Below are 25030 nucleotides of genomic sequence, written 5' to 3' on the forward strand. Positions count from 1 at the left end.
ATAAGAAATATAACAATAAGACAAAAATATAAAAAAATAAAAATATAAGACACCCATAAAAAATGGCTCTTCAGAATATAAATATAAGACACCCATAAAAAATGGCTCTTCAGGGAAAACAAAAATATCAAAATATAAGACACCCACAAAAAATAAGACATTCAAAAACTCCACCCCCAAAAAGGATCAGAAAATCTATCTTCAACCAGCGTATCAACGAGCCACAAAGCGCCATCCAACGAACAGAAGCTGTTCAAGCCATAATTCAGACAATGCAAATTCATTCCGAGATAAGTCGAAGAGAGATAAAGAGAGGGTCTTTGACGCCTTGACAGACTTCTACGCTAACCTGTCAGGTACAAACGACTGCACGCGTTTAAACCTCGAAGCCACTTTTGTCCGGCTTCAAGTGCATAAGTCTTCATTGCCTCCAGACGACCAACTGCCCGATAAAAACGATTATTCCATTGCATGGTTTTCAACCACTCATCCGGATCAATTTCCAGTCTTTGAAGAATAGGAGGGATATACGACGGGATGGAACCTTTCTTATCTGTCCTGACAATGCGGCCACTCCAGTCAACCAGTTCCAGATAGTCGTGAAGAAGGTAGGGAAGGGCAACCTCCCTATTCTGGCCCTGCAAACAAAAAGGTTTCAGGGTCAACGGCTGTTTTTTAGTCTCAGAATGTGTAACCTGCTCCACGCGTTCCTGAATCGACGTGTAGTCTGACTCTTCCGGTCTTTCTACCTTTCCAGCCCGAATCGGATTCAAGTCAACATAGGTCATGCAAGTCAGTAACGCTGCTTCGTCCAGCAATGCCTGGCTTTTAAAGCGTCCTTCCCAGAAGCGTCCTTTACACTCGTCTTCTTTATTGGCCTCACGAGCAAGATGCTCATTCAGACAGCGCATAAACCAGCTAATATCCGTTAAACGACGCCGGTATTCCTCAGCATATTCATCAATACGAGCCAACTCAGCGCTGCCTGGTTTGTCAGCGGCCAGATGCCTTTGCACCAGGAGCGGACCTCTGAACAAGGTCGTCCAACGATGAAGCACCTCATTCCGTGACCAGCCTCTGGCAGATGACTGATTGATGTGCAAAACCACGTGGTAATGGTTCGACATGACAGCGTAAGCGCAGACTTCTATAGCGAAGACTGAAACCAGTTCCCGAAGTTTATCCACCACCCACTGGCGGCGATGCTCGTAGTTCTTGCCAGTCAGGTGGTTCTCTCCACAGAGGTAAGCCTGACGAACACATCTTGCCATGCAGTGGTAATAGGGCGTTGAGCCGGGGTCAATCAGAGTATTGCGGGCCTGAGCCATGGTCTCACCTGTCTGGGTAAAAAATCAGTGATGGGTGAAAAAGTAGACCAGGTGGATGGTAAAGCAAATTTATGGGTGTCTTATTTTTTTTTTTTTTTTTATCATGCCCATATAGCCTTCCGGGATTCTTGACCTGAAGATGGGCTTGATTGAGCATACCGCACTTGACGCACAATCATATTGTGCATATGTTTACCTTTAATGCACAACAATATTATGCGTAAAGGGCATGTATGTCTGTTGAGTTCAGAGATAAGTGGCTAGAGTCCTTTTATGAAGATGACAGGCAGGACAAACGGATACCAAAGAAGCTTGAATCAGCGCTATTCAGGAAAATACAAATCCTGGATGGAGCTTGCAAAGAATCGGACTTAAGGATACCTCCGGGAAACCGGTTTGAACATTTGACCAACAACCTCAGCGAATGGTGTTCAATCCGGGTCAACAGGCAATACCGCCTGGTATTCAAATGGATTGATGGCGTGGCTGTAGACACGTATCTTGATCCACACATGTATAAGGGATAAGACTATGAGAGCAACCAAGAGAAGACCTGTATCCGTAGGCGACATGTTGAGGATGGAATTCATGGAGCCGATGGAACTGAAGATTATTGATCTGGCTGAAGCCATGGGCGTTCACAGAAATACTGTCAGCAATATTCTGAATGACAGGACGGTGCTGACAGCACCACTGGCCATCAAACTGGCGGCGGCTTTAAGTAATACGCCCGAGTTCTGGCTTAATATCCAGCATGCCTGCGACCTATGGGATACCAGGAACCGGTATAACGAGGAGTCGAAGACTGTGAGACCTGTCACTGCATTCAAAAGACAAACAGCTTGATAAGAGCCACTGAGTATCCGCTGGAGTCGATGGTCCGGCAATCCGGAGCTGCCTTCTATAGCCTTCCAGTATCACCATCAGCAAAGATCGTGCAAGCCGGTACTTTGTGTCCATGCTGTGCGAATTTGAAGCTAAACCAATGCTCATAAGTAAAAAGTCCATTAAAACTTCCCAGCTGCGTTTCCGCTTAAAGCGAATCAAGCTCTTCTGTCACCAGCGGGCCGTGGTGGCCGCAATTGAAAGTCACCATTTCGTAAAAAATGAACTCATGAATGAAATAAGTGTTTAATATCTTTCTGAATGCTTTTCGGAAGCATTGTCAATTCCTGTCCTTTTGAATGTCTATCTACAGCACAAATGCAGCGATATTCAAGAGGGCGAAGACAAAAATGGGCTTTGTGCTTTTCTAACGTATCGTTAAAATAACACTTCAATTTTGGTTTTTTTTCTGTAGGCCCTTCTAATTCATTTTCTTCTAAAACAGGGAGAACTCCATATCTGAAAACGCTTCTAAGAGCTAACTTAGAATACTTTATTGGAGATTTTGACATAGCTAAAAGTAGAGGTTCGCCTTTAACCTTAAGAGACTCAGGTTCAATTCCATTATTTATTATTTGTTCTAATGCAAGCTCTCTGAGCTGTGGAAAGTTATCCCATTTTTTTAAAAAAAGTAGTTCTAGCGCATTGTCACGAACCCTATCTTTTTGATAGCAATCTGCCCCACTCTTAATCAAAAGTTCAATAATAGTTGCCAGCTTTTCAAAAATAACTTTATCCGAAGAATTACTTTTTATTACTTTAATCAATGGGCTCGTTCCTGCATCGTCAGAAACATTAGGGTCCAGCCCTTTGTGCAACAAAGTTTTCCATGCCTTTAAAGAATATAACCCTGGATATCTTGACATCGCTAAAAGTAGAGATTGGAGATCAACCATAATAGAGTCAAGTTCAATTCCATTATTTATTATTTGTTCAAGTGCAGATTCTCTAAGCTTTGTAAAGTAATCCCATTTTTTTGAGCAAAGTAGTTGTAGCGGAGTTTCACCAGAGCCACTTTCTTGATTGCAATCTGCCCCATTCTTAATCAACAGTTCAATAATAGTTGCTAGATTTTCAGAAGAAATCTTATCCAAAGATTTACTTTTTATTACATTAATCAATGGGCTCATTCCTGAATCGTCAGAAACATTAGGGTCTAGCCCTTTGTGCAACAAAGTTTTCCATGCCATTGAAGAATAATAATCTGGATATTTTGACATAGCTAAAAGTAGAGGTTTGCCACAAGCCATAATAGAGTCAGGTTCAATTCCTTTATTTATTGTTTGTTCAAGTGCAATTTCTCTGAGCTTTGGAAAGTCATCCCATTTTTTTGAACAAAGTAGTTGTAACGGAGTTTCACCAGAGCCAATTACTTGATAGCAATCTGCCCCATTATTAATCAACAGTTCAATAATAGTTGCTAGCTTTTGATTAATAACGTCATTCATGGATTCCCTTGTTATCACATAGGTCAACGGGCTTCCTACATCATCAGAAACATTAGGGTTTAGCCCTTTTTGCAACAAAGTTTCCCATGCCATTGTTGAATAATACTCTGGAAATGTTGACATAGTCAAAAGTAGAGGTTTGCCACGAACCATAATAGAGTCAGCTTCAGTTCCATTATTTATTATTTGTTCAAGTGCTAATTCTAAGAGCTGTGGAAAGTCACCCCATCTTTTTGAGCAAAGTAGTAGCAGCGGAGTGTCATCAGCACCATTTTGTGGATTGCAATCAGCCCCTTTCTTAATAAAAAGTTCAATAATAGTTGCTATCTTTTCAGAATGAGCTTTATCCATAAAGTCATCATCTGCCGCCCATATTACATACATCAGTGGACTGATTCCCAGATTATCAGAAATATTAGGATTTATTTTATTCAAAGTTTCTTTCCATACTTCTAAGGAGTATCGATCAGGCTTTATACTCATTGATATAAGGTCTGCTCCTCCAAGCCCACAACCAGGATATTGATACGTCCCAACACTTTGACCAATTGTTCCAAACATGCTGCATTCTTCCTTCTTAAACTCTCAAGTTATAACTTTTGATTGTTTGAATGCTTATTAGTTTCCTGAATAGCCTAACCCTATAGTTACATCAACTGACATATAACTACTCAACCATACGAAATCATATTTTCTGACTCATTGTTCAGGCACTCGCGGCAACTGCTCCTGCGTTGCTCTAGCTCCTGCATCCATGCAGTCGTGATGCGTTGCAACTCTGGTCACATAGCTTGCTATGTTCCCGTCGTTGCGCCTTGCAGAGCACCTGCCCAATAAGCCAGAAATATTCGATTCCGTATGGCTGAGTACTCATGAGCCGTAGCCCCGTCAGGGGCAAATATAAACCCTCTAGAAATGCTGCAGGACAATGAAATTGCTGAATTCCTGGCCGAAGCCTATCTGGACGATGATCCTTCCGTGTTCACTGATCATTTTTTAACCACTTATTTGCAGTTTGTTACTTCCCTGAAGTTTGGGAAACCACCCAAAGGTTAATCCCAGACTTATCCACAGCCTCTGGGGATACTTTTAGAAGACAGCTGACTTTAATAATGACCTGAACGGTTCAAATAGGCCGCCGCTCCGGTTAACCCGGGATTTTCAGACAATATGAGCCATGTTGGTATGCCTGACATGTAGTCTTTCATCTTGTCTCTGTTCTCAAAGGCTTTCCGGAATGTTCCTCTGGCAAACAGCGTTTTCACTCTCGGGATAATGCCACCCGCAATATAGACACCGCCCCTTGCTCCCAGAACCAGTGCAGCATTTCCGGCGGTATTACCCAGAATCTCAAAAAAGTGATCCAGCACTTCGTTAGCGAGAGAATCCTGTTCTTCCAGAGCCTGAACCGTAATATCTGCCGCCCGCAGTTTATCCATCCGACCATCCAGACTCGAGTGCGCTTCATATAGTAATTCCAGACCTGAGCCAGAAAGTATTCTCTCAATCCCCAGCAAGCCCCCAACTTCCTTTCGGATAAATCGCCAGACACTGATATCTCGTTCAGTAGAAGGCGCAAAGTCGGCATTGCCCCCTTCTCCGGGCAAAGCTTGCCAACCCACAGGCGTTTCGATCAATCCACAAAGCCCCAGACCGGTTCCGGGACCAATTACCAGCTTGACGGCATCAGGATCAAAGTCCAGCTCAGGCCCTACAGACATGAGTTCGTTTGCAGGAAGGTGAGGGACCGCCAGAGCCTGTGCGGCAAAATCATTGATCAGCGCCATCACTTCCAACTCAAAGTCTTGTTTGAACTGTTGCTGATCAATTTTCCAGTGGCTGTTGGTGAAACTTACCTTTCCACCCACGACCGGGCCTGCAACAGCAAGACAGGCCCTGGCAATGGTTTTAACCCGCTGATTTTTCAGGTAGAGCCGAACGGCATCTTCCAGATCGGAATAATCAATACTCGACATCATCTGAATGCCTTCCAGCACCAGACTGTCAGGATTCACCAGGGCAAAGCGGGCATTGGTACCACCAATATCCCCCACCAGAGATTGCAATACTTCAGTCATCGGATACATCCAGGCCAACAGGCTTCATGACAAGTGAGGATGTCAGTATTATAATCCTGCGCCCGAACTCCTGACCTGAAAATGCCTGAAAAGCTCCCGGACTCTCTATGACAGTTGCTTCAGAAAACTCAACCAATGGCTATAACGCCCGTTTTGGAGGAAGCCGCAGGCTCTATGGCAACGATGCTGTAGACCGACTGAGACAATCTCATGTCTGCGTCACAGGCATTGGCGGAGTCGGCTCATGGGCAGCAGAGGCTCTGGCCAGAAGCGGAGTAGGGACTATTACTCTGATCGATCTGGATGATGTCTGTGTCACTAACATCAATCGTCAGCTTCATGCCACCACTGAAACCATTGGCCAGTCCAAATGTGAAGTGATGGCCAGCCGCATTCAGTCCATAAATCCGGACTGCCAGTGCCATGTTATTGAAAACTTTGTAACGACCGAAAATGTATCTGAACTGATCAGTCCGGACTTTGATTATGTGCTGGATGCCATAGACAGTTTCAGAATCAAGGCCGCCCTGATTCATCACTGCAAGAGAAACAAGATTCCTGTCATCACAACCGGTGGGGCCGGTGGTCAGGTCGATCCTACTCTCATACAGATTGCCGATCTCACCAAAACCTGGCACGACCCCCTGGCAAAAAAAGTCAGAAACCATCTGAGAGATTTCCACGGCTTTACTAAAAACAGCAAACGGAAGTTTGCTGTCGATTGTGTCTTTTCTTCAGAACAGGCCGTTTATCCTCAGCCCGATGGCACAGTGTGTCAGCAGAAGCCTTCTGATATGGGTTCCACAAAAATGGATTGTGCCAGTGGTTTTGGCGCCACCACTGTTGTGACGGCTACGTTTGGCTTTGTGGCTGTGTCTCGAATCATTAAAAAAATCATCGACAAGAAAACTTAAGAACCTGGTCAGGTGCTTAATTGCCCCCCCAGTTTATATCATCTTTCATTTCTTCCGGAAGTTGGTTGTCTCGGGCTTTGTCCAGAGCTGTGCGCATTTTCTGCGAGTCTTCATCACTCAGTTTTTCGGTGCCTTCCTGAATTACATCTTCGGTACCTTCTTCAACCGGTGCAAACATATCTTCAATCCGCTTTTCCATTTCCTCGTTCAAAAACAGAATTTCAATTCTACGATTTGAGCTGGATTCAGGGTTTTCAGGGTCGCGCAGTACCCGGTCAGCCATACCCAACACCATCATAATCCGGGACTCCTCCAGTCCTCCGAAAACCAGTGTTCTTCTGGCAACCTGAGCCCGGGCTGATGACAGTTCCCAGTTTGAATAATTATTCCTCTGAAAGCCTGAGCTGTCGGTATGCCCGCTGATCATGAGGCTGAAAGAAAGTTTGTTCAAAATAGGGGCCAGCTCAAGCATTAAATCCTGAAAAAATGGCTGCAGTCTTGCGCTCCCCTTTTCAAACATATTCTTCTTGTTATTATCCAGAATGACAATGCGTAAGCCTTCCGGTGTTTTCTCCAGATCAATGTAGTCCTCATATCTTCCAGCTGATTTACTGCCGCCCACCAATTTTTGTAATTCATCGGACAGCTTGTCGAAAATCAGCGTATTATTCAGGGTTTTGTCCATATCCTCAGCAATAACCTCAGTCTCTTCCCTGCCTCGATTGTTTGCCCCTGGTCTGGGAATATCCACCAAAGTATTCATTCCCCCAAAATTAATGGGCTTGGAACTGCTTGGATGGCGGAATGAGCCCGGATCTTCAAAATAGGTGGCAATGGCTTTCTTCTGTTCCTTATCCGTGGCACTCATGATCCAAAGCAACAGAAACAAAGCCATCATGGCAATGGCAAAATCAGCAAAGGCTACTTTCCATGAACCGCCATGATGCCCGTCACCATGACCGCCATGCTTCTTTTTAATGACGATAACATGATCTTTACTCATTGGCCGTCCAGCAACTCTTCCAGTTCACCGAAAGTAGGTCGTTTGTCCGAAAAAAGCATTTTCCTGCCTGAATCCACTGAAACAACAGGAGGAAATCCGGACTTGTTACTGCCAAGACCCACCCTGATGCAATGAAATGCTCTTATCTCCTGATCGATTGAGTGGCCAATGGCCGTTGCGCAGGGTCCTACTAATCCGTAGGCCATAAATATTCCAAGGAAAGTACCTGTCAGAGCCGCAGCAATCAATCGGCCCAGTTGATCCATTGGGCCATCTATCGCACCCATAGTAATAACGATACCCAGTACTGCCGCGAGAATACCAAAGCCCGGCAATGCATCAGAAATCAGCTGCAGAGCATCCGCTGGACGCATCATTTCTGACTCCATGGATTCAATTTCTTCCTCAATAATGGTTTCGTATTCGTGGGGTTCAATGCCGTCTACCAGTGACAGCCTGAGGTTTTCACTAATGAAGTTATAGATATGAGGGGTCTTCATAATCAGAGGAAATTTGGAAAAAACATCACTGTTTTCAGGGTTTTCTATATGCTCTTCAAGCGCCTTGGTCCCTCCCTTTTTTTTCGCCATATTGAATAACGTATACAGAAGAGAGAGCAGCTCGTCATAATATTCACGATTAAAGCCTGAGTTATTGACGGTATAAACCAAATGTCGTCCAGCCGCTTTAACAACATTCGTTGGGTTGGCAATCATGAACGCCCCCACCGCGCCACCACCAATCATCACTATTTCTGCTGGCTGCCAGATAGCCGCCATTTCACCACCCGCAGCCATAAAGCCACCAAAGATGCAGCCTAGCTGGATAAGTAGCCCCAAGATTTTCATAATGCTATTCCCTGTTCCATTCTTCCAGCAGCGAGCGCAGTCGTAGAACAGCCTGACGGTGTAACTGACAAATACGGGCCTCCGTCAGATCCAGAGCTTCTCCAATTTCTTTCATATTCAGTTCATGAACGTAATAGAGATTCATCAAATGTTGCTCTCGTTCCGGTAGCTCCTTTAAAGCATTTGCCAGGGCCTTGCTGCGCTCTCCCCCCATGGCAACCACTTCTATAGAGTCATCCTGATTAACCTCTATGATTCTGCTGTCAGCCTCACCCTGCATCAGCCCGTCCAGACTCAGCAGGTTGTCGGAATTACTGCTCTGCAACATGCGATGGTATCGCTCAAGGCTGACGCCAAGCTCTTCTGCAATTTCTGACTCGGCCGGAGCCCGTCCCAGCTTTGTATTAAGTGCCTGAATTGCCTTCCTGATCTTCTGTCCGTGTTCCCGATCTGTTCTGCTGCGCCAGTCCCACTGTCGTAACTCATCAATCACTGCGCCTCGAATCCGGGTTTTGGCAAACTGTTCAAAGGGGACTTTGCGGCCCGGATCATAACGACTGGCAGCATCCAGAAGACCCATCATCCCGGCTTGCAAGAGATCATCCCGGGAAATGTTGCTACCCAGACTACTGGCCAGATGCAGCACAATCTTTTTGACCAGGGAAAGGTGCTGTTTAACCAGAACATCCCGCTGATTTCCTGCCTGTTGGCGGTAAGCGTCAAGTCCTTTTTGCTGCATGTCTGCCACTAAGTTGCTACTGGATCACAAGATCCGTAATCAGACAGTCTTCCACTCTTGCTCCCACCCTCTCTTTGTCGAGCAATGCATTGACTCTTGCCAACGTTTCAGCACGGATAATCTCTGTAACTCCCCCGGCTTTAACCTCTTCAAACGAGAGAGAGCCCAGGTAGTTGATGACTTCATTACGAATAAGAGGCCGGTAGGCTTCCAGTGTTGCGATCACGGTTTCATCCCGAACCATCAATGACTGTTTTATCTGCATATATCGAGGTCGGACATCACTTTTGAGAGTGATAATAAATGGCTCAAGCACCATAAAACTGGGAGGTGCCAATGCTGTAACTTGCGGTTGCGGCTGCTGTTGCTGTTCCTGTTGCTGCGGAGGATTCATCATTGTCATGGCCACAAAAGCGCCACCACCTGCCAACAAGAGGACCAGAAGAATAATGATGATAATTAATAACTTGCCGTGGCCTGAGTTTTTGTTTTCAGAGTCACTGCTTTCTTTTTCATCTGCCATGAGTCCAGAAACTCCTTTTCCTATGATCTGTTAAACGAAATGATCCAATAATCTGCCGCCATGAATCCTGAATTGTTCCTGGGCACTCTGATAACCATTTGATTCATGACAACCATCGGCGGTGGGCAGATATTCTGAAGATTGTCCCGACGTATCAGCGTCTTTCTGGCTACCCACATCCACCGACATTTGCCCCAGAGTCAGTGACTCACTATTAAGAGCTTCCCGCAGGCGATCTCCGTGAAGCAACAGCAAGTCTCTGGCAGCTGGTGTTGCCGTTATCGCCTGAAGGCTGACCGCGTCTCTGTCAACGCTAACGGTCAGCGTTACCCGACCCAATTCCGGTGGGTCTAACCGAAACTCCATTTTCTGCTCACCCTGCTTAATCATTTGCACCACTGTCTGCCCGAAGGGTCGCTGAGCTACTTCAGGTTGCAGGAAAGGTTGCTTAACTGTGGCTGACTGGGCTACTGATGATGGCTCAGTCATCTGAATGGAAACAGACTGTTGGGAGGTTTGAGGCGACTGATTAACGACGGCCTGAATTGATTCGGTTGGCTGTATCAATGCAGGAGCTGTTTTTAAGGAAGCTTTCCGTTCCATTTCGAAATTGAACAGAGACAGCGGAGCTGGAATTTCTTTTAATCCATGGTGATTTTTTATCTCCGGCGCTTTGGCTTCTGTCTGGATCTGATCCGGTTTTAAAGTGATTTCCGGCTTGAGTTTTCCTGTCTGGTGATCGACTTCCTCTACCAGATTAACATCCGTTAATGGTCTTTGAGCCTGAGACACCTTCTGAGTCTTAACCGGAGTCAGAGAGACCTCTGATTCCTGTGGTCGAACAGGCAGGCGGAGTTTTTCAGATTTTCCGGGCATTGACAGATTTAAATCAGGCCGTTCAGTAACCCCTACTGTTAAAGAGGTACTTTTTATTTCTACGGCGGACTGTTCAGGTTTTGCTTCTCTGGTCAGTATCGGTAAGCTGGTGACGGGAATATGCTTTGTCAGCTCTGAAACTTCAGGGTTTGCCAAGGGTAAATCTGTTTTTGCCTGCCCATCAACAGGTATCAACCCTGCAGCCAGAAGCTCCGGAGAGACTAACTCTGTGGATGCAGATTCTATTAAGGAAAACTGTTGAAGAACCGTTTCAAATGTCAACTCAGAAGAAGTAGTAACTGCCTGAGCAGCCGCCATGACCTGCGGTTGAGCACCATCAACCAATGGCGCTGAACTCGATAGAGATAACAACGAAAAAACTGGCAGAGCCTGGTTTTCCATTCAAACCGCTCCGTTACTGAATAGTGGCAATCGCAGCTTGAGGAAGGGAAATATGGGCCCAGGCTTCCTGTATTTCTTTTAGCAGCCCCATAACTTCACTGATAGCAGTCAAATCATTTTTTGCATTGGCTTCAGTTAAACGTCTGATGCAATAGAGATATAACGATTGGAGATTTCCGGCCAAGTCACCACCTCTTTCAAAATCCAGAGACTGTTCCAGCACCAGCAGAATTTCGATAGACAGGGAGAGGCGATCAGACTTGTTGGTCAGATCCTTTCGCTCAATGTGGTGGCTTGCTTTAGCCAGATTGTCCATCAGTTTGGTAAACAACACACCCACCAGCTGAACAGAATCAGACGCTTCTACACCCGCTTTTTCCTGTTGTTGATAAGCACCCAGACCTTTTTTCTTCATGACCCTCTCCATGATCAGGAATTATTGTTATTCAGACTATTCAGACTGCTGGTGATCCAGTCACTGGTTCCACTCAGTGAGGCCAGAATACTTTCCATCGCCAGGAACTGATTCTGGTAATAGCTGCGGGTCCGCTCCAGTCTCAGCTCCAGTGCCGCACGATCATCTTCAATATCACTCAAGCCCTCTTCAATCCTGTCCTCCCGACTGTCAAGCGTTCCGCTACTTTCAAGGTGGGGAGTGAGAACGGCTGCCATTTGATTCATTAAGCCATCTTCACCAGCCAGCACCTGCGCCAATTCATCAAAGTTGTTAATCAGGGCGTCATCCAGACTATCGTTATCCAGGGTTATTGAGCCGTCTTCGGTAGTTGTCAGACCCAATTGCCCGAGTGTTCTGAATGTGTCACCGTCTTCACCATATAAAGAACTGATGACACTTCTCAACTGACCCTCAATAGCCCGGGTCTGGCTATCACCATTGAGAGGCCCCGCTGAAACACCGTTGAAATCTGTGAGAGTATCAAGGGTAGACTTAACGTTGTTCCAGGCATCCACAAACTCCTGCATGGACTCTTTCAGGCTGTCTTTGTCTACGGAGATATTCACGGTGACCGGATCTGTGCTGACGGCTTTCAGATTGAGCGTGACGCCATCAATAAGGTTTTCCAGTTGGTTATCTTCGGAAGTAATAGTGATTGCAGAGGCTCCTGCACCAAACCGGATACTGGCATCCACTGCCACCTGTAAATCGGTAAAGGAACCCAGGGTTGCTGAGCCACCGGAAAGGCCACTGAAGTCACTGGTTATGGTGTTTGCTGCTCCGGATTTCTCACTGGTCAGCATCAGACGCTGCTGACCGTTTTCATTAATAATCGCTGCCTGAACCCCGGTGTTATCGGCTGCGCTGTTTATAGCATCGCGTAAATTAGTCAGGCTTTCTGAACCCGGTTCGACCGTAACGGAGAAGCTTTCACCGTTAACCGAGAGATTGACCGTTCCGGAGCCAATAGTGGCATCTGAAGCGATAGCTGCGGATACAGTCTGGTGGCGAGTCGCCAGCTGATCCACATAAAACTGATAACTGCCTTCCCCAGCGCTGCTGGAAGCGGTTGCGCTCAGAACGGACTCATTACTGACACTGACGGCTCTGGGGCTGAATTTACTGATGCTGTTCAGGCTTTCTACCTGAGTATTAAAATCATTCAGTGCAGACTTTAGCGTCCCGACGGCAGACAGTTCTACATTAAAGGCCTCCTCTCTGCGGGCATAACGGTTTTCACTGGGAGCACGCTCGGCCTCCACCAAAGTGTCAACAATGGAGTTAACATCCAGCCCTGAATAGATGCCACTTAAACTGAACATAATCAGCCTCTGATTAATGCCTGCTTTTATTCAGTCGGCACCGCTTTGAGAAACATAACCGAATAACAGACAGCTCATAAAAAATGGGAGCTCACTGGCTCCCACAAAGACCATCAGCATTACAGCTGACTGAATTTTACCTCTCCAGCGATTAACGCAGCAGAGACAGAATGTTCTGAGGAATCGCGTTAGCCTGAGCCAGCACGGCAGTACCGGCCTGTTGCATAACCTGATACTTACTCAGATTCGCTGTTTCTGAAGCAAAATCAGTATCCACGATACGGCTTCTGGAAGCACTCAGGTTTTCACGGATATTGGCAAGGTTATTGACGGTAGTGGTCAGTCGGTTTTGGGATGCACCCAGACTGGCTCGAACAGCATCGTAAGCAGCAATATCTACATCCAATGCACCCACTGCTGTTTGAGCGGTAGCGGCATCGGTAAAGGTAACAGCCGTCAGCGCAACGGCAGTAAAGTTGAGGTCTATGTTGTTGGTGGTAGCATCGGTATAGTCAACTGCGATTTCGACAGTACCTGCGCCAAGAACGGTTGTCCCGTTAAACTCAGTCGTTGCGGCAATACGGCCAATCTCAGCCAGTTGAGCATCATATTCGGCTTGCAGGGCGGTAACATCAGCAGACTCATAGGTACCACTTGATGCCTGCAAAGCCAGATCCCTCATACGCAGCAAAGAGTTAGTGATCTCGCTCATAGCACCTTCAGCAGTCTGGGCCATGGAGATGCCATCGTTGGCATTACGGATAGCGACACCAAGTCCACCAATTTGTGCAGCCATTTTATTCGCAATCTGCAAACCGGCAGCATCATCCTTAGCACTGTTAATACGCATACCAGAAGACAGACGCTGCATGGCGGTCTGAAGACCTGCCTCAGTCTTACTCAGATTACGCTGAGCATTCTGAGAGAAGATATTGGTATTTACGGTCATTGCCATTTTACTAATTCCCTATTCATGGTTTTAATCGCTTGATTACTTCAACGTACTGCCTGTTGATAAGTACCACTCGGGAAGACTTCTGGATTTATTAAATAGACTTGCCATTCTTTTAAGTCGTTTTTAAAGTAAAAAAATGTTTTTATATATCTATTGCGAATTCATTTTAGAAAACTATGCTCGAAGCTAATTTCTTCGGGTTGCAGTCTGTTTTGCAAAGTTGCGAAACAACCTGAACTATTCAGAGGAAACCCCATGACACCGGAAGTTGTGGCAGACCTTTTTCGTGATGCGCTGACCCTCATTGTTCTGATGGTGTCGGTGATTGTGTTGCCCGGACTGCTGGTGGGTCTTGTGGTCAGCACATTGCAGGCTGCGACTCAAATCAATGAACAAACCCTCAGTTTCCTGCCCCGTCTGCTGGCGACACTGGTCACTATAGGCATGACGGGCCCCTGGCTGATTCAGGAATTTATGGATCTGTTTCTCCGGCTGTATGAATTTATTCCAGAGATGCTGGCCTGATGGGAACCTATACCTTCTCTGAGTTGGTGGGCTGGATTGGTCAGTATCTCTGGCCATTTTTTCGTATCGGAGCCCTCTTCCTGGCAATGCCCATTATCAGCAGTCAGGTAGTGGCACCCAGAATCCGGGTAATTCTGGCGATGGCCATCACTATTATTGTGGCCCCCATGCTGCCTGCGGTACCCGCAGTAGAGCCACTGTCGGGTGAAGCCCTTCTGATCACTGCACAACAGCTGGCTGTCGGGCTTTTGATGGCGATGGTACTGCAAATCTATTTCGCCATTTTCACCTCCGCCGGGCAAATGCTCTCCTTGCAGATGGGTCTGGGTATGGCGGTCATGTTTGATCCGATGAACGGCGCCCAGATTCCGGTAATCAGCCAGGTATTCCAACTGCTGAGCTTTCTGATGTTTCTGGCATTTGATGGGCATCTGGTCGTCATTTCTATTGTTGTGGAGAGCTTTAATACCATTCCCATTGCGCCCTTTTCTATTCGCCAACTGGATATTGACCGGCTTCCTGCCATGGGCGGCTGGATGTTTGCCAGCGCACTACTGATGGTTCTTCCCGCCATTGTTGCATTATTAATTGTCACTTTTACCTTTGGTGTAATGAACCGCTCGGCGCCGCAATTCAATATTTTCAGTCTGGGCTTTCCTCTGACCATGCTGGCAGGCATTTTTATTCTGATGCTGATCAGTTCCACCCTGAACGGTGTCTTCACACGATTTACCCGGACTGTTCTGGACATTCTACGATCACTGGTTCTTTAGGAATTTTCAGATGGCAGAAGAATCACAGACTGGCGAACGCTCAGAAGAACCCTCCGAACGAAAACTTCAGAAGAGCCGTGACGAAGGCCAGGTTCCCCGATCCCGGGAACTGGTCACCTTTGCTTTGCTGGCTTCAACCCTGGTTGCTTTATGGCTCAGTGGTGGATTAATTCGCGACCAGCTGTTTCAGGTTATGTACAAAAGCTTCAGGTTTGAAAAAGACGTATTGCGGCAGGAAAGCTGGCTGACGGATCACCTGATCGTCAGCATTACTCAGGGGTTCTCCGGCCTGCTGCCCTTTATGCTGATTGTCATTCTGGCCTCAATAGCCGCTTCAGCGGCTTTAGGAGGCTGGATATTCTCAAATAAACAGATACGACCCAAGGCTGAGCGCATCAGTTTTCTCAAAGGCATTAAACGCATGTTTTCTGCCAACTCCATGATTGAGTTGTTAAAGTCCATTGCCAAAATCTCGCTGCTGGCTTTTTCTCTCTGGCTCATTAATCAATGGTTCTTTCGGGATGTGCTCTGGCTCAACCGGCTGCCGATATTTCAAGCGGTTTCAGAGGGTCTCAGCCACCTTACCATGGCCATCACCATTCTGGTCAGTGCCCTGCTGTTGATCTGTTTTATTGATGTACCTTTCCAAAGATGGAACCACATGAAAAAACTGCGCATGACACACAAGGAAATGCGTGATGAAATGAAAGAGTCTGAAGGTCAGCCAGAGCTTCGTTCAAGACTGCGGGAGAAGCAACAGGAAATTGCGGGTCGCAGAATGATGCAGGCCGTTCCTTCGGCGGATGTCATTATCACCAACCCAACTCACTTTGCAGTAGCTCTGAAATATGATCTGGACAAGGCCAGAGCGCCCTATGTCGTAGCAAAAGGCGTTGACAGAGTAGCCCTGCGTATCTGCGCTGTGGCACGGGAATACAATAAGCCGGTGGTACAGTCACCCACGTTAACCCGGGTGATTTATCATACGACACAGTTAAATCAGGAAATTGCCGACGACCTGTTTTTGGCCGTTGCCCAGGTTTTGGCTTACGTCCATCATCTGAATGACTTTCAGGCCGGACGCAGAAGCAAGGCACCCGATTTACCAACACCGGAAGTCCCCAGCGCCTTCCGGGAAAAATGGGATAAGAAGAGACAATGATCAAGGAAGCTCAACGTCTGCTATACATGATGTCGCCCAAAAGCGGCAACCTGAATATCGGGATTCCGCTGATCGTTCTGATGACGCTCGGTATGGTTACACTGCCGATGCCGCCTTTTATGCTGGATGTATTCTTTACCTTCAACATCGCACTGTCTCTGCTCATCCTGTTAGTTAGCATTTACACACTTCGACCTCTTGAATTTGCGGTATTTCCAACCATCCTGCTGGTTTCCACTTTGTTGCGCCTTGCCCTGAACGTGGCATCAACCCGGGTGGTTCTTCTGAATGGACATACTGGCAATGGCGCTGCCGGAAAGGTGATTCAATCCTTTGGTGAGGTTGTTATTGGCAACAGTTACGTTGTCGGTCTGGTGGTGTTCTTTATTCTGGTAATTATCAACTTTGTCGTGGTCACCAAGGGTGCTGGTCGCATTTCTGAGGTGACCGCCCGCTTCACTCTCGATGCCCTGCCAGGCAAGCAGATGTCCATTGATGCAGACCTCAATGCCGGCGTTATTGACCAGCAGGAAGCGCACGACCGCCGGGAAAGTGTACGCCGGGAGGCAGACTTCTACGGCTCAATGGATGGTGCCAGCAAGTTTGTCCGGGGTGATGCTGTAGCCGGTCTGCTTATTCTTGCCATTAATATCATTGGTGGAATGCTGATAGGCACCATTGGTCAGGGGTTATCCGCCGGGGAAGCCTTTGCTGCTTATTCTCTTCTGACGATTGGTGATGGTTTGGTGGCCCAGATTCCTTCGCTGCTGCTCTCCACCTCTGCGGCTATCATGGTAACCCGAGTTTCTGAATCTGCAGATGTAGGGCATCAGGTTTCCGAACAGATGTTCTCTTCTCCGAAAGCTTTGGGCCTCACTGCCATGATTTTAATGGTGATAGGCATTGTTCCCGGTATGCCCCACGTACCCTTTCTCAGTCTGGGACTGATCGTGGCGTTTCTGGCCTGGTGGACCACCAACAAACATCAGAAGGATGAACCCGAATCCAGCCACTCTGCAGCCAATACAGAAGGTGTCAGTGAGTCATCACCTTGGTCCTGGGGAGATATTCCGCCTGTGGATACCCTGGGGCTTGAACTGGGTTATAAACTCATTCCTCTGGCAGATGAAAATCAGGGCGCACAGTTACTCACTCAACTGAAAGGCATTCGCAAAACCCAATCCCGGGAGCTGGGCTTTCTGATTCCCAGCGTGCATGTGAAAGATAACCTGAATCTGAAACCTGATAGCTACAATATACTGCTCAAGGGTGTCATTGTTGCCGAAGGACAGATTGAGCCCATGCGTTTATTGGCGATCAATCCCGGTGAAGTATTTGGTGAGATAAATGGTATTGCGACTTCAGAGCCTGCTTACGGACTGGAAGCACTCTGGATTGAAACCTCAGAGCGGGAACATGCTGTCGGACTGGGCTACACGGTAGTCGACGCTGCTACGGTTATCGCTACACACCTTAATAAAATTATTGATGAACACGCCAGTGAGCTGCTTGGGCATGATGAAGTAGTGCAACTGCTGGATAAGCTGACTCACTACTCCCCCAAACTGGCTGAAGATCTTATTCCCAAGAAGCTGTCCATGAGTGTGTTTTCCCGAATACTCAGAGATTTGCTGACCGAAGATGTCTCTGTCAGCGATATTCAAACCATTGCCAGCACCTTACTGGAGTCGTCTGAACGGATTACAGAACCACACCTGCTGACCTCTGAAGTTCGAATTGCCCTGCGTCGCAGCATTATCCAGAACCTGGTGGGCAACACCTCTGAAATACCGGTTGTCACCATGAGCTCAGAGCTGGAGCAGGTCATTATGCAAAGTTACCAGCAAGCCCGTCAGAGTAACGAGTTCTCCCCTGACACACTGCCACTTGAACCCCGAATTGCGGAGCAACTTCAGGTTCAAATGCCAGAAGTCTCTGCCAACCTTGCTGCTGAAGGAAAAGTGCCTGTTATGCTGGTCAATGCATCATTGCGCCCGGCCATGGCCAGATATGCTCGTCTGTGTACCGAGGGTATGCATGTATTGTCGTTTAATGAAATCCCTGAAAATAAAGAAGTCATAGTGGTTGGCAAGATTGGCTGATTGTCTTTATCAGTTAATAGCGGTATGTTTTTTAATAACAAGAATTATCTGGTCATAAGCCAGTTATATGGAATTTCCCATGGAACGGAAATCTTTATCAAACAATACCGAATCCAGCCTGTCGGGTGAAACAAAGACTCGCCGGGTTCATCCGCCTTCAAAATTCAAGGATCTGACGACTTATGATCTGACTAACCCGGATTATAAGATTCACGACCTTTTGCCGACACTTGAATTGATCTACCGGCGTTTTTCCCAATTATTTCGTCACAGTCTCACTGCTGTTTTTCGTCGCCCGGTAGATATTCATTTTGAATCGGTCGATTCCCTGGCAATCGGTGATTATCTGCATCAGGAAAATATACCTGATGTACAGTATATCTACCGTTCAACAACACTGAAGTGCGCTGGCTTCATGGCCCTGGAGACACCGCTTTTATATTCTCTTGTAGACATCTTTTTCAGTGGTACCGGTGAGTTTAACGAAAACCATCAAGAGGAACTGACCAACGCCGAAATTCGTATCATGGAACGCCTGCTAAAATCTGCAGCGGATGACCAGACCGAAGCCTGGAGCAGTATTCTTTCTTTCAAGATACGCCTTGCTGAAAATCACAACCGCCCCATATCCACCGTTTTTCGCTCAGATACCGAGATTATTCTCCTCAGCCGCTTCACTATTTCCCTTGGCTCCACAGAAAGTCCATTTCATATCATCATGCCTTATCAGGCTCTGGAACCGGTCAGAGAAAAGCTGCAGGCCTTTAAATTTACAGAACAGGATCCCACCTGGCAACGCAACATGATGGCCGGGGTTATGCAGGCTCCTCTGGAAGTCTCTGCCCGATTGTGCGAGTTGAAACTGAGCCTTCGCGATGTGCTGAGACTGAAAACGGGACAGATCATTCAGGCAGATATTCCCAGCAGTGTCACTGTCAAGTTGGCAGGCATTCCAGCCTACCGTGCTGACGTCTGCACTGTGAATAATATGCTGGCCATGAAAATTCTTGACTCTCTGTATCTAGACCAGAAAGAGTAGAGATCCACCAGCCCGAGGAAATATCATCCATGAGTAATGAAGAAAATGAAAACGAGCAGGAAATAGCTCCGTCACAGCCTGCAGGTGATAGTGTCAGTCTTCAGGACAGTCTGGAATCAGAAACCACCTCCAGAGAGCTACTGGAAGATACCAATAACCCGCCGCAGTCAGTCAGTGATCTGGGCATGATTCTTGACATTCCGGTGACACTGTCTCTGGAACTGGGCAGCACCGAAATTAACATTGGTGAACTAATGCACCTTAATAAAGGCTCAATTGTCGAGCTGGAGAAAGAAGCCTCCGAGCCTTTGGAAGTGAAAGTCAATGGTACTCTGGTCGCCTACGCCGAAGTTGTGGTGATCAACGATAAGTATGGGATTCGTTTGCTGGATGTCATCAGCGAATCAGAACGTCTGAAAAATCTGGCCTGACCCATGACTATGAGGTTGCTGATCTATGTCGGCCTGACATTTCTCCTTACTCCGTCACTCAGCTGGGGGCAGGAAGGCTTTCCATTAATGACTGTCACCAGTAATGGTGATTCTCAGGAATACAGTGCCAGTCTTCAGATTCTGATTCTGATGACAGCACTGAGTTTTATTCCTGCTGCGCTGCTGATGATGACGTCCTTTACCCGGATTATTATTGTTCTGGCCATTCTGCGTCAGGCTCTGGGATTACAACAGACTCCCCCAACTCAGGTTTTGCTTGGCATATCGCTGGCACTGACCCTGATTATAATGCAACCATTATTTGGGCTTGTTTACAGCCAGGCGGTTGAACCTTATCTGGATGAGCAGTTGACAATGATAGAGGCTTTAAAAAAGGCAGAAGTTCCTGTCAAAGATTTTATGCTGCGCCAGACCAGAGATACGGATCTGGAATTGTTTTATCAAATTGCCGATATAACGCCACCGATCGATGTTGCTGAAACGCCTTTCTCCATCGCTATTCCTGCTTTTGTTACCAGTGAATTAAAAACTGCTTTTCAGATTGGCTTTGTTATATACATACCCTTTCTGGTGATTGATCTGGTAGTGGCCAGTGTTCTCATGGCCATGGGTATGATTATGCTGTCGCCCCAGATGATTTCGCTGCCTTTCAAATTGATGCTGTTTGTTCTGGTAGACGGCTGGGCCATGATTATGGGTACTCTGGCATCAAGCTTCTTTTAACAACTCACTTTCTATCATTCGAGCTTTATCGCGAATAAACCGAACCTGGGCATAAAGTTTGAGAATTTCTCTGTGCGACTGTTCTGCCTGCCTTTGTTCAATGGAAGACCACTCGGGAACAGGAAGTTGTTTTAAATCATTGCCATGAATAAACGGCACCTGACTTTCTGTACAAATACTATCAAGCAACATTTTTCCGGTTTGCGAACGCAGGAATCGAAACAAAACAATAGAGCTATTGAGATAAGTATTTTTCTTCAGTCGAAGAATGACAAAGGACTGATTGGCCACCCAGTTTAACCCACAAACATCCGGTACAATGGCAATTCGCCCTGCCTGTCCCTTGATAACCAGTAGAACATCGCCTGGTCGCAGTAACTGTTGTTTTGCCCGCTTCAGCCCTTTTTCATCAACATGAATTTCTTTTTCAGGGTGCTCAATCTCTCCAGCCTCATTAATGTCATTGGCTGTTACTTCCAGAAATACCTGTTTTTCCAGACTATTATCACGCAGAGCTTGAGCTCTTATGATATCGACCTGTGACTCTAAATGACTGGCAGCTAAAGGCTTACCGAGTAAATCAATGCGTCGGGTGTCAGCACAATAATGTCCGGGATCAAGAATGACGCTCCCCTGAATCAGCTGCCTTTTGTCCAGCTTTTTGGAGAAACGAGGGTTTGCTGTTTCTTCATTCATTTGTTCAAGAATGACATCAACATTATTCAGCTGAATTTTAGCTGCTCCCTTTTTGCGCACGGGGGTAACTTTGAAGTAGTCGCTGCTGGCGTCTATCAAATGCACATTATCAGTAACTTGTCGTTTTGCCACCAGCACATAAAGTGGCGTGGCTCGTCCGGGAAGCAGCCCTTTAGGCAGTTTAATAATAGCGTGCAGCCTGTTCTGTTTTAATAACCAGCGGCGAAAGGCAATATGATGCTCGGTATTTTTCTGAAGAAATACCCCCGGCACAGCAATGACAACCTGTTCGGAACAGCGCCAGAACATATGCCGGATAAACAACATTTCTTCATTACGGACCTGGGTATCCAGCCGTTGGAAAATATCTCGAACTTCATTCACTTTATAACGGTGGTCCGCCGTCAGAAGGCCCACCCCATGATCAAATTTTTGTAGCTGGCCCGATTTAAAAAAAGCAGGTTCAAGTACCGGATGCCCCTGGGCAATATGAATATCCGGATTAATCAAAACACTCAAAGCATCCAGAGTATTGATAGAAGGCTGCTCAGAATAAATCTCGCCGGTGAGCGCAAGATCCGCTCCCAGAATAAAACTGTCTGCATTGGGCAGGTAGCAACTGCCAACTGATTCGGACAGTGCCTCCAGCAGTCCACCAATGGCTTCGGGCAATGCCGAGGAGAGAGGTCTGAAGCGACGATGCAGGGCCAGAGGAATCTCATTGTACTTCAGTAGCTTATGCCTCTTTGCAGTCATCACTGAGTGGCAGGCTCGGGTGATTTCATCTGTCGGGATCGGTCCAGGTAATTCTTCGCCCTGTTGCCAGGCTATTTGCCAGATACGTTGATCTGTATTGGCAAATGTCACCGGTACTTTTTTCTGCCCGATTTCTCTGAACAGCTGCTCAAGTTCAGAATGATTGTCTGGCAACTCTCGCTCTGGCAAAAACTCCATTTCACACAACCTTGCCCAGGCAAAGAGCTGCCCCAGCAGAACCAGGTAAGCCTGATACCAGTTTTTATTCTGTAACGTACCCGGAATAAGGGCATTAACAATGTCGCGGCTCATAAAATCATTCTCTGACAGGGTTAATTTAATCGTTATTGACTAAATCATCTGCTGATTAGTTAATTTTTTGATAAAACATCTAATCAGACGCTGATTACTGTATTCAGCAAAAAATTAATGATGAATTCGAACCTTTCCTGTGCTGATAACTTCTGCGTGCACAATTTTGCCAGAAGACCGGTTTCTTACCCGAATGCTTTCCTGTAATTCGCCATCATCCAGAGACATCCCGGACATAGAAACCTCCAGTCCATTCCCGCCGGCAATAATCTGGACGACTTCCCCCTTGCGAATCACATAGTCTTTTTCGAGCATATTGGCTGAAATCAGTTTCTGTGCACCTATACTGCGCTTGATAACTCTCCCCCTGATTTCATTAATTTCAGTAAAAAACTGACCTCTCAGCCTGCTGTAATCGGCTTCCCGAAACACAAGAGCATCGCTGGTCAGCCTCTGCCCTCTGGCCAAAGCACGAGCACTGTGAATAACAGGCACCAAAATCTTACTTTCAGTCATCACTGTCATTCGCCATTCCCCAGGGCATTCTACTGTTCGTTTGACCACTCCCACAGGCGGACGGGTTCCGGAAACTGCAGAGACGGACAGGTTGCCTTTGCAGGTTCTTCGGGACTTACTGGCAGAAAGAGGGCGGACTTTAAGTTCATAGCGGGCACCGGGAATCGATTGAATAAAACCGGCCACTGCTTTTTCAACGGATTGATAAACAATGCGTTCAATCTCTTTTGCGAGGTCTGTATCAGAAGAGGTGTGAGGAGAAAATAGCGAGGCGATGAGTATGGATGATCTAAAAAGCGGTCTGAAATGCGGTATGAAAAGCGGCATGGATGCTTCCCTGCATAAAGTACCTTATGAAGCATCAGGTTAACCTTTAAATCAGTGATTGCCAACGGGCAATCCACTGGATTTTGTTATTAGCTTGGGGAGCGAGGTAAGGGGCAGAGCTGGAGAGCTACTCATACCATGGCTTATAGCTATAAGCCAAACTCCCCAGGGATCTTACAGCATCTTTTGAAAAAGAAGCCAATGCTTCTACAACCGAAGCCTCCTGACTTTCTTCGCCTTGATTGAAAGAAAGCCTAAGGGTTGTATCGCACTGACGGGCAGGACCCACTCGATCACAGACATACCTGAATTGGTACGATTCGATAAGGCATAGAATCAAGTGCTCCAGACATATCATTTTGCCCTCCAAATGAGAACACGCTTTTAAGATTTCCGGCTTTTTCCCCAACGCCTTGTAGAATCTTTTGTCGCCACTCACCAGCAACATTTGCCCATCTTTTATTGCCCTATATAATAAAAAAGCTTCCCCATGGTCAAAAGAGTCCTGCAAGGTAGACAGCAGAAAGACATCCTCGACGTGTGCTTCTTTCATTCTGGGGATTGCTTTTATTTCTTTTGTGATCCTGCTCCTGACTGAAGGTTTGTTGTATCCGTATTGTTTATCACCAAATATTTGTTTTTCAACCACATGAGGCATTGCTTCAAGAGCACGGAAGCCATTTAACTTTAAGTACGTGGATGCTTCAACCAGAAGGCGGCAGCAGGAAAGTTTATAAGCAGCATCGGTATCGATCAAACCGAACATTTACCCATTACTCCTTTTGGGTTATACAAGACGACTCAAAACGTACCTGCTATCTCTGGGGATTTCTGCTTCATCAATGTTTTGCTTAAGAGCGTCTCTGACATACTCAACAGCATCGTAGCGGCCACCTATAGTTTTCAACGCAGCGTTGCCAACAGCTATAAAGTTCTCGTCATGCGCGTAGTTCAGTGCAATGTGCCCCGGCTCAACCTGGTGCTTTCGCCCAGAATCTATGGATGCCTTTGCCAACTGCCGACCTGTCAGTCTCCCACTTTTTGGGCCAATCCGGGTACGACTACTACCTGTAAGAAGTTTTAAGCCATATGCCGTTGCCTCTTTTTCTTTGGAATTATCGTCATCACTGTCAATAACTTCATCAAGGTAGCCGGCACCCTCTTTCACATGACCACAACCAATGTGACCTATTTCGTGAGCGAGGATAAAGAGCTGCCAGGAAGGGTTGCTACTTTTCTTGGCCAACACTATTACTGGCCGACCATCAACGTCAACAACCATGCCTTCAAACTTCTTGGCACCTTTGGGTAAACGGCTCAAATAAATGACAGGAATACCACGGCTCCAACAATAATCAACCAGGTTATCAAATTCCGTCCAAGGGTGGTTTTTCAATATCTTCTGCCGGATCAAACCAGCATTTTTAGGCAAAGGCTTATATTCCCTTACTGCTGCTGACGCAACCAGCTTAGCCATGCTTATGGCTAGAGATTGACTAAGTACAAGCTGATCTTCTTTTTTATTTTTGGTGAGCTTGTAATGGACATTTTCAGCAAGCTGAAACTTTATACTCCTACGGTTATCGAGTAATGAAGCAAGATCCAACCCGAGATTCTTCGAAAAATGCATTTTCAGCAATAACATCGACTGTTCTGATTTTTCGAGGCTCTTATCCCACCAGACGGGCATCAAATCATTAATAAAGGCAGCGGAAAAACCTGTGCTGGCTAACCTATTTACTAATTTTTTCATTGGGTTGGCGACGGTCATAGGCTACCTCTTATTTTGCCAGCAGCTCAAAGCAGCGCGTGATTGTATATTGTTATCGACAAGACACAACTCTAGCGCACGAAAATTTAAAAACCAAA

General features: G+C 46.5%; 25 protein-coding genes. 10 read left to right on the forward strand and 15 right to left on the reverse strand.

The features are described 5' to 3' along the window. Nucleotides 1-344 precede the first annotated feature (344 nt). Nucleotides 345-1328 (reverse strand): transposase, encoded by a 984-nt coding sequence (locus ACOMHB_RS21365; RefSeq protein ID WP_448218122.1) that lies wholly within the window; start codon nucleotides 1326-1328, stop codon nucleotides 345-347. Between the two features lie 233 nt (nucleotides 1329-1561). Between ACOMHB_RS21365 and ACOMHB_RS21370 the strand changes: the two genes are divergently transcribed. Both ACOMHB_RS21370 and ACOMHB_RS21375 read left to right on the forward strand, forming a co-directional pair. Further along, nucleotides 1562-1855, forward strand: coding sequence for a type II toxin-antitoxin system RelE/ParE family toxin (locus ACOMHB_RS21370; RefSeq protein WP_448218123.1), 294 nt, complete (start codon nucleotides 1562-1564; stop codon nucleotides 1853-1855). A 4-nt stretch (nucleotides 1856-1859) separates the two neighbouring features. Continuing rightward, nucleotides 1860-2174, forward strand: a complete 315-nt coding sequence (locus ACOMHB_RS21375) for a HigA family addiction module antitoxin (RefSeq protein WP_448218124.1) — start codon at nucleotides 1860-1862, stop codon at nucleotides 2172-2174. Between the two features lie 266 nt (nucleotides 2175-2440). Here the strand turns inward: ACOMHB_RS21375 and ACOMHB_RS21380 are convergent, their stop codons facing one another. After that, nucleotides 2441-4222, reverse strand: coding sequence for an ankyrin repeat domain-containing protein (locus ACOMHB_RS21380; protein WP_448218125.1), 1782 nt, complete (start codon nucleotides 4220-4222; stop codon nucleotides 2441-2443). Between the two features lie 545 nt (nucleotides 4223-4767). Continuing rightward, on the reverse strand, nucleotides 4768-5739 hold the full coding sequence (gene glk / locus ACOMHB_RS21385) for a glucokinase (protein ID WP_448218126.1): 972 nt from the start codon (nucleotides 5737-5739) through the stop codon (nucleotides 4768-4770). A 107-nt stretch (nucleotides 5740-5846) separates the two neighbouring features. Between glk and tcdA the strand changes: the two genes are divergently transcribed. Beyond that, nucleotides 5847-6653: a tRNA cyclic N6-threonylcarbamoyladenosine(37) synthase TcdA gene (gene tcdA, locus ACOMHB_RS21390; RefSeq protein WP_448218127.1), complete on the forward strand. Its 807-nt coding sequence runs from the start codon at nucleotides 5847-5849 to the stop codon at nucleotides 6651-6653. 16 nt (nucleotides 6654-6669) lie between these two features. Here tcdA and ACOMHB_RS21395 read toward each other — a convergent pair whose 3' ends face one another. The 8 genes from ACOMHB_RS21395 to ACOMHB_RS21430 all read right to left on the reverse strand — a co-directional run bounded on the left by ACOMHB_RS21395 (nucleotide 6670) and on the right by ACOMHB_RS21430 (nucleotide 13778). After that, the gene (locus ACOMHB_RS21395) at nucleotides 6670-7656 is read right to left on the reverse strand and encodes a flagellar motor protein MotB (protein WP_448218128.1); all 987 of its coding nucleotides are present in this window, start codon (nucleotides 7654-7656) and stop codon (nucleotides 6670-6672) included. Continuing rightward, the gene (gene motA / locus ACOMHB_RS21400; protein ID WP_448218129.1) at nucleotides 7653-8504 is read right to left on the reverse strand and encodes a flagellar motor stator protein MotA; all 852 of its coding nucleotides are present in this window, start codon (nucleotides 8502-8504) and stop codon (nucleotides 7653-7655) included. The genes ACOMHB_RS21395 and motA overlap by 4 nt, the downstream gene beginning before the upstream one ends. 4 nt (nucleotides 8505-8508) lie before the next feature. After that, nucleotides 8509-9243, reverse strand: coding sequence for an RNA polymerase sigma factor FliA (fliA, locus tag ACOMHB_RS21405; protein ID WP_448218130.1), 735 nt, complete (start codon nucleotides 9241-9243; stop codon nucleotides 8509-8511). A gap of 16 nt (nucleotides 9244-9259) precedes the next feature. Further along, entirely contained in the window at nucleotides 9260-9766 is a 507-nt protein-coding gene (locus tag ACOMHB_RS21410; protein WP_448218131.1) for a flagellar basal body-associated FliL family protein, read from the reverse strand. A 30-nt stretch (nucleotides 9767-9796) separates the two neighbouring features. Continuing rightward, on the reverse strand, nucleotides 9797-11044 hold the full coding sequence (locus ACOMHB_RS21415; RefSeq protein WP_448218132.1) for a flagellar hook-length control protein FliK: 1248 nt from the start codon (nucleotides 11042-11044) through the stop codon (nucleotides 9797-9799). Between the two features lie 13 nt (nucleotides 11045-11057). Further along, on the reverse strand, nucleotides 11058-11459 hold the full coding sequence (gene fliS / locus ACOMHB_RS21420; RefSeq protein WP_422135141.1) for a flagellar export chaperone FliS: 402 nt from the start codon (nucleotides 11457-11459) through the stop codon (nucleotides 11058-11060). Between the two features lie 14 nt (nucleotides 11460-11473). Next, entirely contained in the window at nucleotides 11474-12823 is a 1350-nt protein-coding gene (gene fliD, locus ACOMHB_RS21425) for a flagellar filament capping protein FliD (RefSeq protein WP_448218133.1), read from the reverse strand. Between the two features lie 151 nt (nucleotides 12824-12974). Then, on the reverse strand, nucleotides 12975-13778 hold the full coding sequence (locus tag ACOMHB_RS21430; protein ID WP_448218134.1) for a flagellin N-terminal helical domain-containing protein: 804 nt from the start codon (nucleotides 13776-13778) through the stop codon (nucleotides 12975-12977). 255 nt (nucleotides 13779-14033) lie between these two features. Here ACOMHB_RS21430 and ACOMHB_RS21435 point away from each other — a divergent pair, with 255 nt between their 5' ends. From ACOMHB_RS21435 to fliP, 7 genes are all read left to right on the forward strand, one after another. Further along, nucleotides 14034-14303 carry a flagellar biosynthetic protein FliQ gene (locus ACOMHB_RS21435; RefSeq protein ID WP_317145259.1) on the forward strand — a complete coding sequence of 90 codons (270 nt, stop codon included), beginning with the start codon at nucleotides 14034-14036 and terminating at the stop codon, nucleotides 14301-14303. Further along, nucleotides 14303-15076 (forward strand): flagellar biosynthetic protein FliR, encoded by a 774-nt coding sequence (fliR, locus tag ACOMHB_RS21440; RefSeq protein WP_448218135.1) that lies wholly within the window; start codon nucleotides 14303-14305, stop codon nucleotides 15074-15076. The genes ACOMHB_RS21435 and fliR overlap by 1 nt, the downstream gene beginning before the upstream one ends. A 10-nt stretch (nucleotides 15077-15086) precedes the next feature. Then, complete coding sequence (flhB, locus tag ACOMHB_RS21445) at nucleotides 15087-16238, forward strand: flagellar biosynthesis protein FlhB (RefSeq protein ID WP_422412729.1); 1152 nt, start codon at nucleotides 15087-15089, stop codon at nucleotides 16236-16238. Next, nucleotides 16235-18340: a flagellar biosynthesis protein FlhA gene (gene flhA / locus ACOMHB_RS21450; RefSeq protein ID WP_448218136.1), complete on the forward strand. Its 2106-nt coding sequence runs from the start codon at nucleotides 16235-16237 to the stop codon at nucleotides 18338-18340. Before flhB ends, flhA begins: the two co-directional genes overlap by 4 nt. Before the next feature lie 79 nt (nucleotides 18341-18419). Beyond that, on the forward strand, nucleotides 18420-19379 hold the full coding sequence (locus tag ACOMHB_RS21455; RefSeq protein ID WP_448218137.1) for a flagellar motor switch protein FliM: 960 nt from the start codon (nucleotides 18420-18422) through the stop codon (nucleotides 19377-19379). Between the two features lie 29 nt (nucleotides 19380-19408). Then, nucleotides 19409-19810, forward strand: a complete 402-nt coding sequence (gene fliN, locus ACOMHB_RS21460; RefSeq protein ID WP_448218138.1) for a flagellar motor switch protein FliN — start codon at nucleotides 19409-19411, stop codon at nucleotides 19808-19810. A 9-nt stretch (nucleotides 19811-19819) separates the two neighbouring features. After that, nucleotides 19820-20554 carry a flagellar type III secretion system pore protein FliP gene (gene fliP, locus ACOMHB_RS21465; RefSeq protein ID WP_448218661.1) on the forward strand — a complete coding sequence of 245 codons (735 nt, stop codon included), beginning with the start codon at nucleotides 19820-19822 and terminating at the stop codon, nucleotides 20552-20554. On the opposite strand, the gene ACOMHB_RS21470 is transcribed toward fliP, so the two are convergent. From ACOMHB_RS21470 to ACOMHB_RS21485, 4 genes are all read right to left on the reverse strand, one after another. After that, entirely contained in the window at nucleotides 20540-22318 is a 1779-nt protein-coding gene (locus ACOMHB_RS21470) for an N-6 DNA methylase (protein WP_448218139.1), read from the reverse strand. The two genes, fliP and ACOMHB_RS21470, sit on opposite strands and share 15 nt — an antisense overlap. Before the next feature lie 114 nt (nucleotides 22319-22432). Then, nucleotides 22433-23161: a flagellar basal body P-ring formation chaperone FlgA gene (gene flgA, locus ACOMHB_RS21475; RefSeq protein ID WP_448218140.1), complete on the reverse strand. Its 729-nt coding sequence runs from the start codon at nucleotides 23159-23161 to the stop codon at nucleotides 22433-22435. Between the two features lie 127 nt (nucleotides 23162-23288). Next, nucleotides 23289-23927 (reverse strand): hypothetical protein, encoded by a 639-nt coding sequence (locus ACOMHB_RS21480; protein ID WP_448218141.1) that lies wholly within the window; start codon nucleotides 23925-23927, stop codon nucleotides 23289-23291. Nucleotides 23928-23948: 21 nt separating this feature from the next. Next, on the reverse strand, nucleotides 23949-24932 hold the full coding sequence (locus tag ACOMHB_RS21485) for an ImmA/IrrE family metallo-endopeptidase (protein WP_448218142.1): 984 nt from the start codon (nucleotides 24930-24932) through the stop codon (nucleotides 23949-23951). Nucleotides 24933-25030: the final 98 nt, after the last annotated feature.

It is taken from the genome of Endozoicomonas sp. 2B-B, from assembly GCF_053470045.1.

What these genes read in the sequence shown, in the direction of transcription:
- ACOMHB_RS21365 (WP_448218122.1), bottom strand. Translation starts at nt 1,328, where the DNA reads ATGGCTCAGGCCCGCAATACTCTGATTGACCCCGGCTCAACGCCCTAT.
- ACOMHB_RS21370 (WP_448218123.1), top strand. Translation starts at nt 1,562, where the DNA reads ATGTCTGTTGAGTTCAGAGATAAGTGGCTAGAGTCCTTTTATGAAGAT.
- ACOMHB_RS21375 (WP_448218124.1), top strand. Translation starts at nt 1,860, where the DNA reads ATGAGAGCAACCAAGAGAAGACCTGTATCCGTAGGCGACATGTTGAGG.
- ACOMHB_RS21380 (WP_448218125.1), bottom strand. Translation starts at nt 4,222, where the DNA reads ATGTTTGGAACAATTGGTCAAAGTGTTGGGACGTATCAATATCCTGGT.
- glk (WP_448218126.1), bottom strand. Translation starts at nt 5,739, where the DNA reads ATGACTGAAGTATTGCAATCTCTGGTGGGGGATATTGGTGGTACCAAT.
- tcdA (WP_448218127.1), top strand. Translation starts at nt 5,847, where the DNA reads ATGACAGTTGCTTCAGAAAACTCAACCAATGGCTATAACGCCCGTTTT.
- ACOMHB_RS21395 (WP_448218128.1), bottom strand. Translation starts at nt 7,656, where the DNA reads ATGAGTAAAGATCATGTTATCGTCATTAAAAAGAAGCATGGCGGTCAT.
- motA (WP_448218129.1), bottom strand. Translation starts at nt 8,504, where the DNA reads ATGAAAATCTTGGGGCTACTTATCCAGCTAGGCTGCATCTTTGGTGGC.
- fliA (WP_448218130.1), bottom strand. Translation starts at nt 9,243, where the DNA reads ATGCAGCAAAAAGGACTTGACGCTTACCGCCAACAGGCAGGAAATCAG.
- ACOMHB_RS21410 (WP_448218131.1), bottom strand. Translation starts at nt 9,766, where the DNA reads ATGGCAGATGAAAAAGAAAGCAGTGACTCTGAAAACAAAAACTCAGGC.
- ACOMHB_RS21415 (WP_448218132.1), bottom strand. Translation starts at nt 11,044, where the DNA reads ATGGAAAACCAGGCTCTGCCAGTTTTTTCGTTGTTATCTCTATCGAGT.
- fliS (WP_422135141.1), bottom strand. Translation starts at nt 11,459, where the DNA reads ATGAAGAAAAAAGGTCTGGGTGCTTATCAACAACAGGAAAAAGCGGGT.
- fliD (WP_448218133.1), bottom strand. Translation starts at nt 12,823, where the DNA reads ATGTTCAGTTTAAGTGGCATCTATTCAGGGCTGGATGTTAACTCCATT.
- ACOMHB_RS21430 (WP_448218134.1), bottom strand. Translation starts at nt 13,778, where the DNA reads ATGGCAATGACCGTAAATACCAATATCTTCTCTCAGAATGCTCAGCGT.
- ACOMHB_RS21435 (WP_317145259.1), top strand. Translation starts at nt 14,034, where the DNA reads ATGACACCGGAAGTTGTGGCAGACCTTTTTCGTGATGCGCTGACCCTC.
- fliR (WP_448218135.1), top strand. Translation starts at nt 14,303, where the DNA reads ATGGGAACCTATACCTTCTCTGAGTTGGTGGGCTGGATTGGTCAGTAT.
- flhB (WP_422412729.1), top strand. Translation starts at nt 15,087, where the DNA reads ATGGCAGAAGAATCACAGACTGGCGAACGCTCAGAAGAACCCTCCGAA.
- flhA (WP_448218136.1), top strand. Translation starts at nt 16,235, where the DNA reads ATGATCAAGGAAGCTCAACGTCTGCTATACATGATGTCGCCCAAAAGC.
- ACOMHB_RS21455 (WP_448218137.1), top strand. Translation starts at nt 18,420, where the DNA reads ATGGAACGGAAATCTTTATCAAACAATACCGAATCCAGCCTGTCGGGT.
- fliN (WP_448218138.1), top strand. Translation starts at nt 19,409, where the DNA reads ATGAGTAATGAAGAAAATGAAAACGAGCAGGAAATAGCTCCGTCACAG.
- fliP (WP_448218661.1), top strand. Translation starts at nt 19,820, where the DNA reads ATGAGGTTGCTGATCTATGTCGGCCTGACATTTCTCCTTACTCCGTCA.
- ACOMHB_RS21470 (WP_448218139.1), bottom strand. Translation starts at nt 22,318, where the DNA reads ATGAGCCGCGACATTGTTAATGCCCTTATTCCGGGTACGTTACAGAAT.
- flgA (WP_448218140.1), bottom strand. Translation starts at nt 23,161, where the DNA reads ATGCCGCTTTTCATACCGCATTTCAGACCGCTTTTTAGATCATCCATA.
- ACOMHB_RS21480 (WP_448218141.1), bottom strand. Translation starts at nt 23,927, where the DNA reads ATGTTCGGTTTGATCGATACCGATGCTGCTTATAAACTTTCCTGCTGC.
- ACOMHB_RS21485 (WP_448218142.1), bottom strand. Translation starts at nt 24,932, where the DNA reads ATGACCGTCGCCAACCCAATGAAAAAATTAGTAAATAGGTTAGCCAGC.